We start from the raw sequence: 16,130 nt of genomic DNA on the forward strand, positions 1-16,130 counted from the left end.
ACCGCAGGCGCGAGGGATCACAGCATACTCCACTCTTCCTCAGCATGCTACAATAGAGGGGCAAATGAGCACTACAATACTTCGATGGAGTTCTGTTGAGATGAGTATTACACCAGCTGGACGCAAAAGCCCTTTTGTCCTTATCATTATGGACGGCTGGGGCATTAATCCGCGCACCGAGGGAAATGCCATTGCGCTGGCACGCACCCCCAACCTTGATAAACTTGGGCGCGTGTGGTCCCACACAGCGGTCAAGACCTCCGGTGAGGCTGTGGGTCTTCCCGATGGGCAGATGGGCAACTCCGAGGTTGGACACCAGAACATCGGCGCAGGCAAACGTGTCCTGCAAGATTATACGCGTGTCAGTGAGTCGATTCGCGATGGCAGTTTCTTTCAGAATCCCGCCTTCTTAAAGGCCATTGAGCATGTGAAGAAAAACAACTCCCAGCTACATATCTGTGGTCTGCTCGGCAATGGCGGTGTGCACGCACATGAGAGCCACCTGGAGGCCCTTCTCACCCTGGCTCATATGCATGACCTGGAGCGTGTGTATATCCACTCATTTACCGATGGGCGCGACGCCTCACCCACTGGCGGGGTCGAGTTTATGAAACGCTTACAGGCCCGCGCACAGGAGATAGGTGGCGAACACGCCGCCAGAGTCGCGACAGTCTCCGGGCGTTACTATGCCATGGATCGCGATAACCGCTGGGATCGCACTGGCAAGACCTACCTGGCGATGGCCAGGGGCGAGGGCTTGCAGGTCAGCTCAGCCCTGGAAGCCATCCAACAATCATACGATCAGAAAGTGACCGATGAGTTTATCCTCCCAACCGTCATTATGGAGCATGGCAAGCCTGTAGCTACCGTTCAAGCGGGGGATGCCGTCATCCACTATAACTTCCGCCCGGATCGCGCGCGCCAGCTTACCAAGGCCTTTGTCATGCCTGAGCTGCCTCCACAGGCCGAGGGAAAATTCGCACGCGGCCCCAGACTCGCCGACCTGGCCTTTGTCATGATGACTGAGTACGAAGCAGGCCTGGATGCCGGGGTAGCCTATCGCGCAGACGAGGTTGAGATGCCCCTGGCACGCGTCATTGCTGAGCGTGGCCTGCGCCAGTTCCATACTGCCGAGACCGAGAAGTATGCCCATGTCACTTACTTTATCAATGGGCGCCGCGAAACTCCCTTCAGCGGTGAAGATCGCGACCTCGTGCCCTCGCCTAAAGTTCCCACCTATGATCTACAACCTGAGATGAGCGCGGCTGGCATTACCAGGACCGCCATTGAGCATATTCGCAGTGGCGACTATGATTTCGTGGTCATGAACTACGCCAACGCGGATATGGTGGGGCATACCGGCGTGATCGATGCCGCTGTGAAAGCGGTTGAGGCCGTCGATATGGGGGTTGGGCAGGTTGTTGAGTCCACGCTCGCCACTGGTGGTAGCGTCTTGATTACCGCCGATCACGGCAACGCGGAACAGTTGATCGAGTACGATACCGGCAAACCCTTTACCGCTCACACCACCAACCCGGTCCCCTTCTACCTGATCTCCCCTCAACTGGCTCAGGCGAAACTACGTACCGACGGTATTCTGGCCGATGTCGCCCCCACCCTCCTACAACTGATGAATATTCCCCAACCCAAAGAGATGTCGGGACACTCCCTGCTCCAATTCTAGCCACAAAGAGAAGTAGAGGGGGTGAGGGCAAGCGCTCGACTGACACTGCATAAGCACGCGTCTACATATGAGCTCTATATGTAGACGCGTGCTTATGCTTTTTTAATAAAAACCCTGAGAACAATGCCGCTCAACGTTCTTGGATTAATTATTAAAAGAGCATCAGCAGCAGCGCAAAGCGGGCCAAAATTGTCCGGTTACTGTGAGATACTTCTGGTAAGAGAAATGTATTGTTACGAGACAGGAAGGGTATTTCAATGACCACACAGAATTTTAAAGCTATTGTCCTCGACCTTTTGCGGCAGGGGCGGCTCGATGAAGAAGCGTTTTGGCAGGAGATGAGCGAGACTGAGCGCGATGCGGATGGGACGTGGGAACGCTGGTCCGCTAAAGATCACATCGCTCATAGGACGTTCTGGCGTCAGGACCTCATCCGGAAGTTGACGGCCCTTCTACAGCATCAGGACATACCATCGAGCGATGAGGATGAAGAACACCTTAACGTGACGACGTATGAGAAGCAACAGAAGCGCTCCGCGTCAGAGATTCAGGCGGACTCTGAGCGGACCTACGCCGAACTCTTTGCCTTGACTGAGCAACTGAGCGAAGATGATCTGACCTCCATGCGCTTCCCCGAAATTTCCGGGAAACATCCGCTGTATACAACCTTCCTTGGTGCTCTCTACGAGCACGAACAAGAGCATCTCGCGCAGTACTATTTCGACCATAATGACCTCCCGAAGGCGATTGAGGTCCGTGAGAGGTGTGCTAGCAAAATCCTTCAGGCTGAGGTGCCGCAATGGGTGAAAGGGTGGTTCCTCTATAATCTGGCCAGCTTCTACACCCAGCAGAACCAGTTGGAGAAAGCTAACGCTCTCCTTCAGGAAGCGTTTACATCCGCTCCCGAACTCGAAGAGCGCTCGAAGAGCGATCCCGACCTAGCTGCGTTACGCGGTTAATAGGCCCCCAGGCAAATTGGGGAATGCACATGGTGGCGGGCGCTGGAAGCGTCGGCCTCCCCACGCGCCTCCCATATAGCTCAATATTACTACTTACGCTGTAAACGCTTGACAAGTTATCCACAAAACGCTAGTGAATTTGTGGATAACTGCCTTCATTTGTGGATAACCTCGTCATCCGATACGTTCCAGGTGTACTATAGGAACAATGATATATGCACCACTCTCCAATAGCACACGCGCGGCACGGGCGCGAATGCCGGAGGGAAACTGCTGCTCATGAGAAAAGAGATGGTCCAGGATACCACTTACACCCGCGTACTCCCCCCCCATGACACGCACTGGGATGCCTATCTTTAAGGCGTGTCTGGGCACAACTGGCTGCCAATCAGACCTAGTCTCCTCCACTGGCAACGAGATCACCAGTTCGGGCAACAGGTGATGCGCCAGGGAGGTTAGACCTGATAGGAGCGCGAAGGAGCCTTCATAGCTTTGCAATATGCCCTTCAAACTCTCTGGCATAGGAAACTCGCCTACGCCTTCGGTAAAAAGCAGAGTTAATGGTGGTAAATAAGAGGAGGCCAGTTCAATATCCCGGCTGACGAAGAGTTGCAGCAGGTCGGTATGCAGAAAGCCTTCCAGGTCAGGCAGCGCAATACTGCTGGCAACCAGGCCTATGGCTTTCGCTTGTAGCGCCTGGTGCAGTAACGCGAGATTCGCCGGGCCGGGCACAATGAGCAGTGAACCAGGGAGCTCCTCGCTAATTGCCTTGCCATCCCACATGACCAGTTTCCCTACGACCTGATAGCCCACGCCCATGCAGCCCTGAACAACTGCCGCGCGACTCTCAATAACTACGCCCTTGCGCGGCGTCACAGCCAGAACACACCCACGGAGGCCAGCGAGCACCAGTTCATGTAAGCCAGGTGAAGATGAAATAAGCCGTGGCGCGAGCGATGCTCGCGCCGACGGCTCAAAAAGCGCTTTCGTTGCTTCGATTTGCAGAACAGGTTGGTCAGGCAGGACCTCCTGACCGGGCTGAACCAGGGGTATTGCTTTAATTGTGTGAGCACCAGGCCAACGCTCGCGCTGCACCTGCATGCGTGGAACCACCAACCAACCAAGAGGATTGGCCATGGCTTGACCTCCCGGATGCCTCTGCTTATCGCCAGGGTGCTACTGCACGCCCGCATCCATTTTGAAAGGCATTTAGACGTTCAACGCCTGCATCCATTGTGTGAGACGGGCATGCCGCTCCACATCATTTGCAGGAAGCGCCAGGGGACGCCCACGTGCGTCGATAATCAGGCCAACCAGGCCACCATCGATCTCTTCGGCAGCACGCGCACGCTCGCCAGGACCAAGACCCACATCAACTCCCGGTGCGGGGAAGAGGGTCAACAGGGCTTGCTCGTTTACCTTCAGAGGAATGACCTCGATAGAGCCAGCCATTACATCGACATTAATCTGGCGTCCATTACTATATTCTACACCAACACGCACGGCTAATTGCCCTGGTTTCAAATCGCCATAGGGGATTACACAGGTTCCCAGGCGGTGCGAAACGGCGTCATTCTCATTCACTTGCACCGCAACGATGGGCGCGATACTGGCAACAGCCCCCAGTTGCGAGATCAGCATGGTGCGATCCAGTACGAGTGACGTAATACCACGTGGCTGGAGCGCATCAAGCAGCATCATCGCCACCTGGCTATATTTGGGTGTATGGGCCAGAATACCGCCTGTAGCAAGAATGAGATCAGGGTTGAGTTCATCGCCGCTGGCCTTCTGAGCCTCCTCCATAGTGATCATCATTGCTTCACGCGCAAAAGCCTGGCTAAAGGCTAACTCGCGCGAACTCGTGGGGAGAGAGGCGGGATGCGCCATCTGATTTAGCGCGTACTGGCGCAGTTCCTCTTCCGTCACCACGAAAGGTAACCAGCGACCGACACGTTGCCAACCAACGCGCTGCAACAACGCGCTCAGGCCTGGCCCGACACCAATACCAGCATTTACAGTGGGCACAAATTCGCCCTGTTCACCAGCCAGCATCACTGTTGTTGTCAGCCCACCCACATCAACCGCGGTCACATTCATAGCATAGTGTTGCGCCAGGAAACGCACCAGACTGCTTAGTGAGGTAGCGGTCGCGACAGGCGTGGCCCCACCCGACCACCCCTGTAAGCGCGCATACCCTGGCAAGCTCTGGATTACATTGCGCTCATGCAGGCCGCCAACAGCCAGACTCACCTGGCCCAACTGCTCGGAAGCGGTTAGCGCATCCAGGCGTGTCACAGTGGAGACCCCCTTGAGCATACGTCGCACTGCCTCTACATATTGTGGCGCCCCGGCATACAGGGTTGGCACTTCGCCAGCCTTGCTCCCGAGCTCCTTGCGCTGGCGATCCGCGTTGACTAGCAACTGGCACGCCTCTTGCAGAGGACTGGGGCCTGCGGGACTATCAGTCATGCCTACAATTAAGGCTCCCTGTGGCTGTAGCTCGCGCATCCGCGCCAGCTGGCGCTCCCACTCTTTGGTGACGCGCTCCTGTGTCCAGGAGGAGGTCTCGGTGGGCGCTCTCTCCTCCGCCCCCGCTGCCCCCACTGAAAGAGGGGTCCGCGAGGTTGCCGCCTGAAACGAGGGGGCCGGGATAACGTGCATCTCCGCGTATAGCCCTGAAATCGCCTGAGAAGCGAGACTCTCTAATTTGGCATCGACGGCACCTAAAACGACCAGGCGCAGTGGACCACCCGCGCTGATAGTAGCAATAAAGGCATCCACCCCATCGCCATTTGACTGCTCTGGCGTCAGAACCAAGCCATCTTTCACCAGCTTACGGCCTGTCACGAACTCAATGGTATTGAGCGCTTGCATCACGCCCCGGGTTATATCTTCATGCGGAGGTACGATAGTAGTTGGCGCTTCTCCACGCGCCATCAAGCGATACTGGCCCTCAACAAGCCCAAAAAGTGAGACCTTCGTAAAGACGGTCCCACAGTCAGCGACGAGCAATGAATTGGCCATCGCGGGAGGTTGATTTTGTTGTGCTGGCCCCTGTCCGCCCTCTGGATAGGGTTGTGTGTACATCTCTGGATAACCACTCCTCTAATAATTAGCGGAAGAATAGCTCGCGGATCGCATTGAACAACCCACGTTTCGCGGGTTTCTGCGACTCCAATCGGGACTGCTCCGCCATTGGACCAATACCACTCTGTGAAGGCATCGCGCCGGGCATATTATTAGTGTTATTTGGCATCTGCCCCATACCCCCCATCGGCATCGGACTGTTTCCACCCATGCTGTAGGGATTAGGATTCGCAGCAGGCGCGTTGCCATAGGCGTAGGGATTATTATAAATGCCAGACATGCTCTGACCTGGCTGAGGCTGTGGCGGCTGCCCCATCATACCAGGCATTGCGCCTTGCATACCACCCGGTAATGAACCGCTCCCTGCATATCCACCTGGCTGAGGCATTGGCGAGGAAGTAGGTCCCTGCGGCATACCCACAGAAGCGGGACCCTGTACTCCTGGCGCTCCACCCATAAAAGGTGAACCGTTGCTCATTGGAGCCGAACCTGGCTGTAATTGTTGTGGCTGCTGTGGCTGCATTGGAGGCTGCCCAGGGAATTGTGGCGCAGCCGAGGCCACACCTAGCATTGAAGCGAAGACATTGGCTGCAACTTCACTGCCCTCGGTGGAACTCACCTCACTACGTGGACGACTGGGTACACGCATGCTCGCCTGATTGGCGCTTTGCGGACCTGTGGACACGCCCCCCTGAGTATAACCTTCACCTTCGCGCATCCAACTGGGCAGGGCATTTACATCAACAAAAGACGATGCAGAGATAGCACTCCCAGCGTTCGCTGCCGGGTTCGACTGCGATGGGGCACCTTGCTCATTCTCGCGCATCCAACCTGGAAGCACATTCGCGTCAATCAGCGAGGAAGCGGCAAAGCCTGGCTGAAACGACTGTGCGCTAGCAGGGCTCTGAGCGCCACCCGCCTCATTCTCCTTCATCCAGGAAGGGAGAGCCTGTGGATCAATAAGCGAATTGGCCGAGAAAGCACCAGAATTCACCTCTGCCGCCGCATTCTGTGTGGAATTGAAGGGAGAAGGCGCCTGTGTGAGTGGCTCTGGCACGACTGGCATTGGAGGCATCGACGCTGGCTGCGGCGTCTGCGCGATATTTGGCATGGCTGGCGCAGGCTGCTGAGTAGGCGTCATGGGCGAGGAAGCCTGAGCCTGCGGATGGATCTGACGCATCCACTCGGGCAGCGCCTCGGAATCTACCAGGCTAGAGGCATTAAAGCCCTGAGGCAGAGGAGCACTTTCATTCTTCTTTCCCTCGTGCATCCAGGACGGTAGCGAATTCTCATCAATCAAGGAATTAGCGTCGAAGCCCTGCTTGGGCATGCCCCCCTCGCCAGTGGTCGCGGCCGAAAAGCCCGAGGGGCGTAGCGGCACCTCTCCGGTCTCACCCCGCTCTGAACGCATCCATGTCGGTAGCGATCCCTCTTCAACCAGGTCCCCAGCCGTAAAGCTCGCTGGACTCTTGGGAGGCGCAGCCGACATCTCTCCTGCGCGGAGCGACTCTAGCCACGCGGGAAGTTCCTGCTGACCCTGCCCACTCCGGCCAGGGGCCATATTTCCCCCTGCCAGTTTTCAAGTGGCTGCCCATTTTCGACACTGCTAGCAAGCGGCGCACCACACATCTGGCACTGCCCCGCACTAGCAGGGGAGACATTCCCACAACGGTTACATCTAATCACAATAACTCCTCACTTTCGCCAGTCTCGCTTGTTATACAACGTAGCCATGTATTTTCCTACTAGGGTACTCGCCCAACCACAAGAACAAGACGCTTCTAGCAGTACTATGCTGTGCGCAAGCGAAGCCCTGGCGCATCGACGAGACGCGCTTACAGCGTTCCAAAATTGCTTTTATCCTTCAGAGCTTCCATACACGCGCGTGTCTCCAAGCGGGTGAACGCACACGCTTCTTCATCTTTAAGCAGTGAAATAGCAGCCAACCATTTCCAGGTACCAGGTCACAGACGTATTGTCGGTCAGATACGTGTGATAACTTGCATAATAAGGCATGCTGATATGATACAATACACGCGTTGTCGATTCCAAAAGTACTACCTACCAGGAGACCATCCATGTCAGAACAGCCACCGGGTATATCCAGGCCTGCGCCGGATCTGCTCCGTCTGACCCTCCCGCTCCCACCCAGCATCAACGAGCAATATGCGACGGTCAATGGACACCGCGTCAGCACGGCTGTTGCACGCCAATTTAAGCGCCAGGTGCGCGACGCCATACGCACGCTCGAACGCCAGGGTACACTCCATGATGCACTACGACAGCGATTTCAACAAGGCTATCTGGCACTCTTTCTGGACTTCTTCTTCTCCACCCCGCTCAAACGGGACCTGGATGGAGGACTCAAGATCACTCAAGATGCGCTTTGCCAGGAGCTTAACATCAATGATAACCGGGTTGTCGACATCCATCTTACAAAGCACATTGATCCACTCCAGCCACATCTCTACGTTGAGCTTGAGGTCATTGACGACTGGCAGTTTGATAAAGAGTACATTCTTCTCAGCTAAACAGATTCCCCCTTGCCAGTCAACAAAGCCTGTCTCTATGATAAAACTGATAAGGATTATAATCTGTAACAGAATGCGCAAACAATTCTTTAAGAGGTACTTTTGATGTTTCTCCAAGCATGTAGACGCACCTATAACAGAGTTACTGGTCAGCCTCGCTGGCGAGCGTGCGCCATAAAAGATACGATTCAAGCTCCCAGGCACCAGGCCTCCCTGTCCAGTATGTTAACACACAGGCTCCCTCGTGTCGCTCTTGGCCTGCTCTTAAGCGCGGGTATTAGTACCCTCGCCTATCGCAGGCGCTCCCTTGATCGCAGTGGAGTCGCTGGCGCGGTCATCACCGGCACCTCCACTTTTGGGCTAGGAGGAAACTCCTGGGGACTCTCGCTGATCTTCTTTTTTGTCTCGTCCAGCCTCTTTTCACACTTTCGCGCACAAGAGAAGGCCGCTACCGCCGCTGACAAGTTTAGCAAGGGCACACAACGCGATTTCGCCCAGGTCATGGCCAACGGTGGAGTCGCTTCGCTCCTGGCAGGCGCACACGCCTTTAGCAGCAATACCCAGGCAAGCCAGGCCTTGCACGCCGGCTATATAGGCGCGCTCGCCACGGCCAACGCCGATACCTGGGCCACGGAGCTAGGCGTTCTCAGCCCTCACGCTCCACGCCTGATTACGAATGGCCGTGTCACAACGCCAGGTACCTCAGGTGGGATTACGCCCCTGGGAACCACGGCCTCGGCGGCGGGAGCACTCTCTCTGGGACTTTTTAGCTGGCTCATGCAGTCGAGAGATCGCTTTGCGCGCCGCCTACCTCTTATCGCCCTGCTCAGCGGCCTGACTGGTAGCCTCTTTGATAGCCTGCTGGGCGCAACTGTCCAGGCCATGTACTATTGCCCACAATGTGCCAAAGAGACCGAGCGCCGGGTCCATAATTGTGGGACACCGACCCTCTTTCTGCGCGGATCTCGTCATATCAATAACGATACAGTCAACTTCCTGGCTACATTGTGTGGGTCTATTGTAGCAATCTTTTTAGCAAGAGGCACGTCCCGCACACATTGAAGAGATGGAGATAACGTGAAAAAAGTAGGGAAGATGCTTCCAGGCTTGCTCGCTCGCGATTGGAAACCCGGGCGGGCCGCCTTCGCAGGCCTTATAGCAACCCTCATTTATAGTATCGCCATGGAGAGCGATAAATTTCTTATCGGGAACCGTTTCAGCGATGTACGCTTTCTAGAAGGGATGCTCGCTGGCGAGAAGCGAAGCAAACGCATCACCGCTCTGGCCTGGCTGCTACACCTCCTGAATGGTGTGGCTCTGGCAGAACTTTATGCCGCGGTCGTCAAACGCTTCTTGCCAGGACCAGCCTGGCTACGGGGCACAATTTTTGGCGAGGCCTTCGTCTTCGCCATCTGGTGGATTACCCCCCTGGCTGATAAGTACCATCCCTTAATTCGCAATGGCGAGATGCCCCACCTCTTCCGCTGGCGCTCATTCTGGCAAAATATGCTTCGCCACGCCTCCTATGGCCTGGCTCTAGGGTTTCTCTATCCCAACAGTGATAAAAGAGGTAAATAAGAGTGTGATGGTAGGCTGGCTCTGCCAGCCTACCATCACACTCTTCACGCTGTATAAAAGAGGCTGATCTAGACGATGTGCCGCACCCACTCACCTACAAAGGGCAAGCGATAATCGGGCTTGACCCACGCCATGATCATTAGCCAGATCCAGAGTAGTGCCCAGGCCCACCACAACATATCAATAAACAGGCCCAGGCCAAAATTCGTGATCAAGCGCAGCAGAGGAATCAGGTTCAACATGGCTCGTAACATTCCGACCCCGTAAATCACCAGGGAGAGTGCCCCAAAAGTAATGAGTGATTGTAGGGCGTGCCAACGAACCCGGCGGTTCTTCTCAAGAAAGAAAAAGAATAGGCCTGAAACCCAGAAGAGTGCGTACGCCAGTACACGCTCAACTCGCTCATTCAAGCCTAAAGAGGTTGCTCGATGCATCATTACCCTGCTCCTCATTTTCCTAGCTGTATAGCCTTATGCATACATGCTTCATCAAGTCTTTTGCTTGTCTTATATACGCATTGCTCAATAGATGTGTTGCAAGTACCTGTACCAAACCGGTAATAGAGACGAGACTTTTGGGGTAAGTATACGTCTATTATCAATAGGAGGCGCTGCACCCAGACAATCACCCAAACATATATTTTTGTGGCGCAAAAAATACATTGTTTTGAACATAATTATACTTTGTGTAGTAACTGCTTACATGGGGAGTTTCCAGGACATTCCCCCAAGATCTTATTCCGAAACCCAACGTCACTTTCGTGCCTAGCGCTTCCCCCATTCGGGGACAAGGGCGCTCAGGGTTTTCGGAGAAGCTATTCAAAATGTCCTCTCCGCAGGGAAGGGTGAATTTCAGTCAAAGAAAGGAGCGCGGCCTTCCTTCCTCAACAGGTGACACGGAGTATGGTGCCGCTTTCTGTAATAGCTCTATGCAAAAAGAGAGTGTTTCGCTTCGCATCCCAGCCAACCGACCATTAAAACATATTGTGTGCTATGCCCTGGCAGTAATTACCTGCCTGATTGGGCTTTCAGATATGCTCTCAGCGTTTCTGCCCAGGTTTGATTGGGTCTTACAGTTTGGTCAGTGGCCAGCGATGCTGCCCCATACGCAACTACGCGCGCAGGTACTCACCGTTGTAGTGGGCTTTTTCCTCATTATGCTCTCGTATGGCCTGGCTCGGGGGAAACGTCACGCCTGGCTGATCAGCATTTTTCTGCTCCTCCTCTCTGCATTCTTTCTGCATGTGCTTCGCGGTGGCTCGATCCTGGCTACCGTTAGTGCAATGGTTCTGGCCATCTTGATAGCCTGTTCAGTTCACTTCTTCCAGGCACGCAGCGATCCACCTTCGGTTCTACGTGGTTACGCCGCTCTGGTCCTAAGCCTGGGCATCGTCTTCTTCTACGCCATCGGTGGCTTTCTGGCCCTCTTTGACGATCTAGAACCAATCTCGCGGCGCATCGGCTTTACAGGCCTGATTTTCCGCATTTTTACCCGCGCACACCTGCATGTTCCGATGTCATCGCCAGCCTTTCTCTTCGCGCCCATTCTGCGCACGCTTTGCATCTGTGCCGTGCTCTATGGTATGATCCAGATCTTCCGCCCCGTGGCCGCCGCCTTCCTGCCTGAACATACTGAGCGCCGCAAGGCCCGGGAGCTAGCCCATCTCTATGGCAAAAACTCCATCGCCTACTTCACACTCACCGAAGAGAAGCTCTACTTCTTCTCCTCCTCAGGGAGAGCAGTCATTAGCTATGTCCTGGAGGGCAGTACAGCAGTGGTAGCAGGCGACCCCATTGGACCAGAGACGGAACTCCCCATTATCATGCGTGAGTTTGTAGAGTTCTGCAATAAGCAGGACTGGACCGTGGTCTTCTGGCAGATCCGTGATGAGTTAAAACAACTCTATCAGACCCTAGGCCTGCACCTGATTAAAATTGGTGAAGATGCAGTCATCAACCCCCAGACCTTTACCTTGAAAGGTGGGGCGATGGCCAATGTACGCTCAAGCGCCAAACGCGCTGAGAAAGACAACGTTCATATCGACTTCTACAAAGGTCATGTGACCGACCTGGAACAGCTTGCACAGATGGAGGGCATCTCACAGCGCTGGCTCGATGAAAAAGGTGGCACAGAGATGGGCTTTAGCATGGGACACTTCGATCCCGCGGGTGATGAAGAGCTAATCTATGCCGTTGCCGTCGATGACCATAACAAGGTCCACGCCTTCGTCTCTTTCGTGCCCATCTATGGTCGCAATGGTTGGGGGCTTGACCTGATGCGCCGCGCCGAACAGCCCGCCCCTGGTACCATGGAACTATTGCTTGCACGCTCAATTGAATTCATCAAAAATACGGGTGCGACCATGATGAGCCTGGGCCTGGCGCCGCTCAGTGACGTTAACGCAGATGATGATACCTTCCTGGGGAGCAGCATCGATTTTCTGAGTAATCGCTTTGGCGATCCCACCAAGAACCAGTCACTCTTCAACTTCAAAAAGAAGTTTCATCCCGCCTGGGAGAGCCGCTTCCTGGTCTACTCAGATGCCTTGAGCCTGCCTAAGATTGGCTGGGCACTCTATCGCGCCCACCAGGATGTCTCTATGCTCAGCGTTATACGCCATAGCCTCAAGCAGCGGCGTATGCAACGCCGCCTCAAGCGCCTGGAAATGCTCAAGGCGACCCAAACAAGCGCAGTCTAGGTACTTACAATGATAAGCCTCTCAGAGATAGAGGGGGTGGTAGCAGACTGCGCAGCCAGTCTGCTACCACCCCCTCTATCTCTGAGACAACTTCTGCCTCAGTTGTCGCACTGGCGAAATTGCCGTATAATGAAACATAGTTTATCGACTCTAACCATCCTTCAGGAGGCTGCTATAATGGCTTTGCATATCAACCCACTTGATGGTATTTTCATTGGTGATTTCTTTGGTTTTCTCATCTCGCTGCCAATTGCGCTCTTTCTCGCGTTCTGGTTTAGCGCGATTAAGCATCGTGTCTTCGCGATTCTCGGGGCACTCCTGGGATCTTTCATTGGCTTCGTAGCGATTTATGCCTGGATTGGTACCCTAGTTTCTGATCCCCCTGTGCTCTCCTCGAATCCCGGTGCGGCCTTCTTCGCCTCGGCGCTCTTCTGCTCCATCCTCGGCCTGGCTGGCGGTGTTTTGGTCGATGTTCTGGTGGCAAGCAGAAGCAACCGCGATTATCGTCGTCCCGCTCACGAATAGCCTTTCGACTTTAGGCTGCACAAGTATGTTCTACCTCCTGCATGGCGATGATGAGTTCACCAGTCGCGAACTTCTCAAAAAGCTGCGTCAACAAAGCGATTTCGGCTTCAACCAGGATACCTATGACGGTACGACGGCGGATCTGAAAACGATTATGATGGCCAGTGGAACACAGCCTTTTCTCTCTGAGCAGCGCCTGGTGGTTATTGATGGACTCCCCAAGAAGAAACGCGGAGAGTCCTCAACCACCTCTGCTGCTCCGCAGGAGGAGGCCGCTAAAGGTGCCAGGGGAAAGCGTGGCAAGAAAGGCGCGAAGGGTGGCGCCCTCACACGTGCCGCCTATGAGAAGGCCCTGGCAGAACACGTTGGTCAGATGCCAGAGAGCACTGTGCTCATTCTCATCGTTGAAGAGGCCCTGGACAAGGCAAATCCCCTGGTCAAGGCCGCCGAGCAGCATGGGAAAGCCACGCTGAGCACACAGCCCCAGGGCGCACAGCTCGAACGCTGGATCGTCGCGCGTGCGCGCACCCTGGATGTCAAGATCGCACCCGAGGCTACGGCTTTACTCGCCAACTTTATCGGCAATCAGTTGCGCTTACTGGCCAATGAGCTGCAAAAGCTGGCCACATATGTGGGTCCAGGTGGCACGATTACCGTACAGGAGGTACGTACTCTCTCGGCCCAGGTGCAGGAAGCACGCATCTTCGATCTCACCGATGCCCTGGCCCAGAAGAATCGCAAACAGGCCCTCAATATTCTCCATGACCTTCTGGCCGATGGGGAAGCCCCTCTCAAGCTGATAGGTCTTATCACCTCCCAGGTACGTACCCTGCTCCTGGTCAAGGAACTGGCCCAGAAGGGGATGCGCGGCGGGCAGGTCGCCTCTACCCTGGGTATCGCACCCTTTGTGGCGGAGAAAGCCTTGCGCCAGGTGCATAATTTTAGTACGGCCCAGCTCGAACATACCTATCGCCAGCTCCTGGATACTGACGCGGCACTCAAGCGTAGCCGCCTGGAACCAGAGATGGCGCTCGACCTGCTGGTCGTTAACTTCGGCACTTAGAGCACATGCACACAACCACACCACTTCAAGCACATATTCTCGACACCATACGCCAGCATGGCCCCATTCCCTTCGCTGAGTATATGCGAATGGCCCTCTATGAACCAGGACAGGGCTACTATGTCAGCGGCAAGACACGCGTGGGCTGGGAGGGCGATTTCTTCACCAGTAGTGATGTCTCCGAAATCTTTGCCCACTGTACAGGACGGCAACTGCTCCAGATGTGGGAGATGCTCAAGCAACCTGCGCACTTTCTCGTGTTAGAACAAGGGGCCAATCGGGGCCTCTTAGGAGAGGGCATCCGCGCCTGGGCGAGCCAGGAGCACCCCGCCTTTCACCAGGCTTTGCACTACGTGAGCAGCGACATCGGCGCGGGCGAAGATGCCCTCTCAGCCGCTTCTGAACAGGCGCCTACTGTCCTGCTCTCCAATGAGTTGGTGGATGCCTTTCCCGTCCATCTCGTTGAGAAGCGTGGCAGTGAGCTGTATGAGGTCTATGTAGGCGAACAGAACGGAAGATTGAGCGAGTTGCTCCAGGCACCCAGTAGTGAGGAGGTCGCGAGCTACCTGGATGACTATAAGATTCCCTGGCGCACCTATCCCGATGGCTGGCGCGCCGAAATCAACCTGGATGCTCGCCATTGGATGAGGCGCTCGGCCCAGCTCCTGCTCGGCTCAAATCCCAAACGCAAGCGACGTGGCTTTCTCCTCGCTATTGATTATGGTGACCTGGCACGCCAGCTCTATATCCCTGAGCGCTTTACTGGGACGCTGGCTTGCTACTACCAGCACCAGCTCACTGAACGCCCCTTACTGCGCCCCGGAGAGCAGGATATTACCGCGCACGTCAACTTTAGCACGCTCATTGAAGAGGGAAGGCGCCAGGGACTGCGCCTCCACAAATTCACGACGCAGCGCGCCTGGCTTACAGACATGGGCATCTATGAGGAACTGGAACGTATCCGCCAGCGCGATTTTGCCGCGCTTGATGATATGCAGAATCGGGCCAGCGACCAGGGCCAGGTACAACTGCTCCAATGGTACAATGTGCGCCAACGCGTCTCCGCGCTGACCAGTCCGAGCGGCCTGGGAGGCTTCAAAGTCTTAATCCTCAAACGCTAAATAGTTTGTTTACGAAAGAGCAGGCTGGGGTGTATGTACCCCAGCCTGCTCTTTCGTAAACAAAGGTTACTAGCGCTTACGGGGATAGGTATAGTTGTCGTAGCTATGGCTATTGCCAGGGCCCGCGCCTGTTTGCGGAAAACCCACGAGCAGATTATCCCAGATGGTACCACTACTGGTACTGGTAGTCGGAGTCGCGTTGCTCGTACTCGCGCTCAGAAGGCTCACCTGGCTGCTCTGACTGGTATTGAACTGCGCGAGTTGCTGGCTATTCAACTGTAATTGCCCACAGGCCACGCTCGGTCCAGAGGCGTCTCCCTGGCGCACATCAATCCACAAGCCCTGTTGTAAGTTGGCATTGAGATCATTGTGCCCAACCGTTACCAGGGCGTTTCCTCCCTGGTCTGAAGCCACCGTGCCAATTGTTGCGACTGAGCTGCCTCCACAACGCTCCTTATCCAGAGTGACCGCGTACTTGAAGTTGTTTTTCAAGCCCTGCAATGCCACCTGCAAGTCACTTCCACCTCCGCTCTGTTTGGGGATAAGTTGAGCAGTTCCCGAAGCATTGGAGCCATCCACAGACTTCAACGGCGCATTACCGGCATTTGCTATATACTCTGGATGAAAGAGAAACACGAGGAACACAATCAAAGCCACGACGAGAAATAGCTGTATCCCCCGACTAAGCATGCACGCCTCCTTAACACTACACAACAACACTACACATAATCTACAGCTCTGCTATTTCTACATGTAGTATAGATCATCAAAGCACAAATCAGCAAGTTACGTGTTTTTAGTCCTGCTACAGCACTCGCTTGCTCGCATGGTTTCTAACCCAGTGATACTATTCAGCCTAACTTTGAGGAGCGTCTTTTTAAGTA

General features: G+C 54.9%; 14 protein-coding genes. 9 read left to right on the plus strand and 5 right to left on the minus strand.

The genetic code is table 11. The annotated features are described in order from the left end of the window. The first annotated feature begins 100 nt into the window (after positions 1–100). Positions 101–1,684 carry a 2,3-bisphosphoglycerate-independent phosphoglycerate mutase gene (gene gpmI / locus JMJ04_RS06455; RefSeq protein ID WP_201369711.1) on the plus strand — a complete coding sequence of 528 codons (1,584 nt, stop codon included), beginning with the start codon at positions 101–103 and terminating at the stop codon, positions 1,682–1,684. Positions 1,685–1,941: 257 nt separating this feature from the next. Further along, positions 1,942–2,643 carry a TPR end-of-group domain-containing protein gene (locus JMJ04_RS06460; protein WP_201369712.1) on the plus strand — a complete coding sequence of 234 codons (702 nt, stop codon included), beginning with the start codon at positions 1,942–1,944 and terminating at the stop codon, positions 2,641–2,643. Between the two features lie 174 nt (positions 2,644–2,817). On the opposite strand, the gene JMJ04_RS06465 is transcribed toward JMJ04_RS06460, so the two are convergent. The 3 genes from JMJ04_RS06465 to JMJ04_RS06475 all read right to left on the minus strand — a co-directional run bounded on the left by JMJ04_RS06465 (position 2,818) and on the right by JMJ04_RS06475 (position 7,291). Further along, entirely contained in the window at positions 2,818–3,780 is a 963-nt protein-coding gene (locus tag JMJ04_RS06465; RefSeq protein ID WP_201369713.1) for a hypothetical protein, read from the minus strand. 72 nt (positions 3,781–3,852) lie between these two features. Then, positions 3,853–5,730 (minus strand): glutamate mutase L, encoded by a 1,878-nt coding sequence (locus tag JMJ04_RS06470; RefSeq protein WP_201369714.1) that lies wholly within the window; start codon positions 5,728–5,730, stop codon positions 3,853–3,855. A 25-nt stretch (positions 5,731–5,755) separates the two neighbouring features. After that, positions 5,756–7,291, minus strand: coding sequence for a hypothetical protein (locus tag JMJ04_RS06475; RefSeq protein ID WP_201369715.1), 1,536 nt, complete (start codon positions 7,289–7,291; stop codon positions 5,756–5,758). 517 nt (positions 7,292–7,808) lie between these two features. On the opposite strand from JMJ04_RS06475, the gene JMJ04_RS06480 reads away from it, so the two are divergent. The 3 genes from JMJ04_RS06480 to JMJ04_RS06490 all read left to right on the plus strand — a co-directional run bounded on the left by JMJ04_RS06480 (position 7,809) and on the right by JMJ04_RS06490 (position 9,839). Then, the gene (locus JMJ04_RS06480) at positions 7,809–8,261 is read left to right on the plus strand and encodes a RusA family crossover junction endodeoxyribonuclease (RefSeq protein ID WP_201369716.1); all 453 of its coding nucleotides are present in this window, start codon (positions 7,809–7,811) and stop codon (positions 8,259–8,261) included. Positions 8,262–8,483: 222 nt separating this feature from the next. Next, complete coding sequence (locus tag JMJ04_RS06485) at positions 8,484–9,323, plus strand: DUF92 domain-containing protein (RefSeq protein WP_201369717.1); 840 nt, start codon at positions 8,484–8,486, stop codon at positions 9,321–9,323. Between the two features lie 15 nt (positions 9,324–9,338). Beyond that, positions 9,339–9,839: a DUF6789 family protein gene (locus JMJ04_RS06490; protein ID WP_201369718.1), complete on the plus strand. Its 501-nt coding sequence runs from the start codon at positions 9,339–9,341 to the stop codon at positions 9,837–9,839. Positions 9,840–9,907: 68 nt separating this feature from the next. Here JMJ04_RS06490 and JMJ04_RS06495 read toward each other — a convergent pair whose 3' ends face one another. Then, positions 9,908–10,276, minus strand: coding sequence for a DUF4870 domain-containing protein (locus JMJ04_RS06495; protein WP_201369719.1), 369 nt, complete (start codon positions 10,274–10,276; stop codon positions 9,908–9,910). A gap of 491 nt (positions 10,277–10,767) precedes the next feature. On the opposite strand from JMJ04_RS06495, the gene JMJ04_RS06500 reads away from it, so the two are divergent. The 4 genes from JMJ04_RS06500 to JMJ04_RS06515 all read left to right on the plus strand — a co-directional run bounded on the left by JMJ04_RS06500 (position 10,768) and on the right by JMJ04_RS06515 (position 15,246). Further along, complete coding sequence (locus JMJ04_RS06500; RefSeq protein ID WP_201369720.1) at positions 10,768–12,537, plus strand: bifunctional lysylphosphatidylglycerol flippase/synthetase MprF; 1,770 nt, start codon at positions 10,768–10,770, stop codon at positions 12,535–12,537. A 177-nt stretch (positions 12,538–12,714) separates the two neighbouring features. After that, positions 12,715–13,062 (plus strand): PTS sucrose transporter subunit IIBC, encoded by a 348-nt coding sequence (locus tag JMJ04_RS06505; protein ID WP_201369721.1) that lies wholly within the window; start codon positions 12,715–12,717, stop codon positions 13,060–13,062. Beyond that, complete coding sequence (gene holA, locus JMJ04_RS06510; protein ID WP_201369722.1) at positions 13,007–14,125, plus strand: DNA polymerase III subunit delta; 1,119 nt, start codon at positions 13,007–13,009, stop codon at positions 14,123–14,125. The genes JMJ04_RS06505 and holA overlap by 56 nt, the downstream gene beginning before the upstream one ends. 5 nt (positions 14,126–14,130) lie before the next feature. Beyond that, entirely contained in the window at positions 14,131–15,246 is a 1,116-nt protein-coding gene (locus JMJ04_RS06515; protein WP_201369723.1) for a class I SAM-dependent methyltransferase, read from the plus strand. A gap of 69 nt (positions 15,247–15,315) precedes the next feature. Here JMJ04_RS06515 and JMJ04_RS06520 read toward each other — a convergent pair whose 3' ends face one another. Further along, positions 15,316–15,936, minus strand: coding sequence for a hypothetical protein (locus tag JMJ04_RS06520; RefSeq protein ID WP_201369724.1), 621 nt, complete (start codon positions 15,934–15,936; stop codon positions 15,316–15,318). Between the last annotated feature and the right edge of the window lie 194 nt (positions 15,937–16,130).

Source organism: Ktedonobacter robiniae, from assembly GCF_016587375.1.
In the GTDB taxonomy this organism is placed as follows: domain Bacteria; phylum Chloroflexota; class Ktedonobacteria; order Ktedonobacterales; family Ktedonobacteraceae; genus Ktedonobacter; species Ktedonobacter robiniae.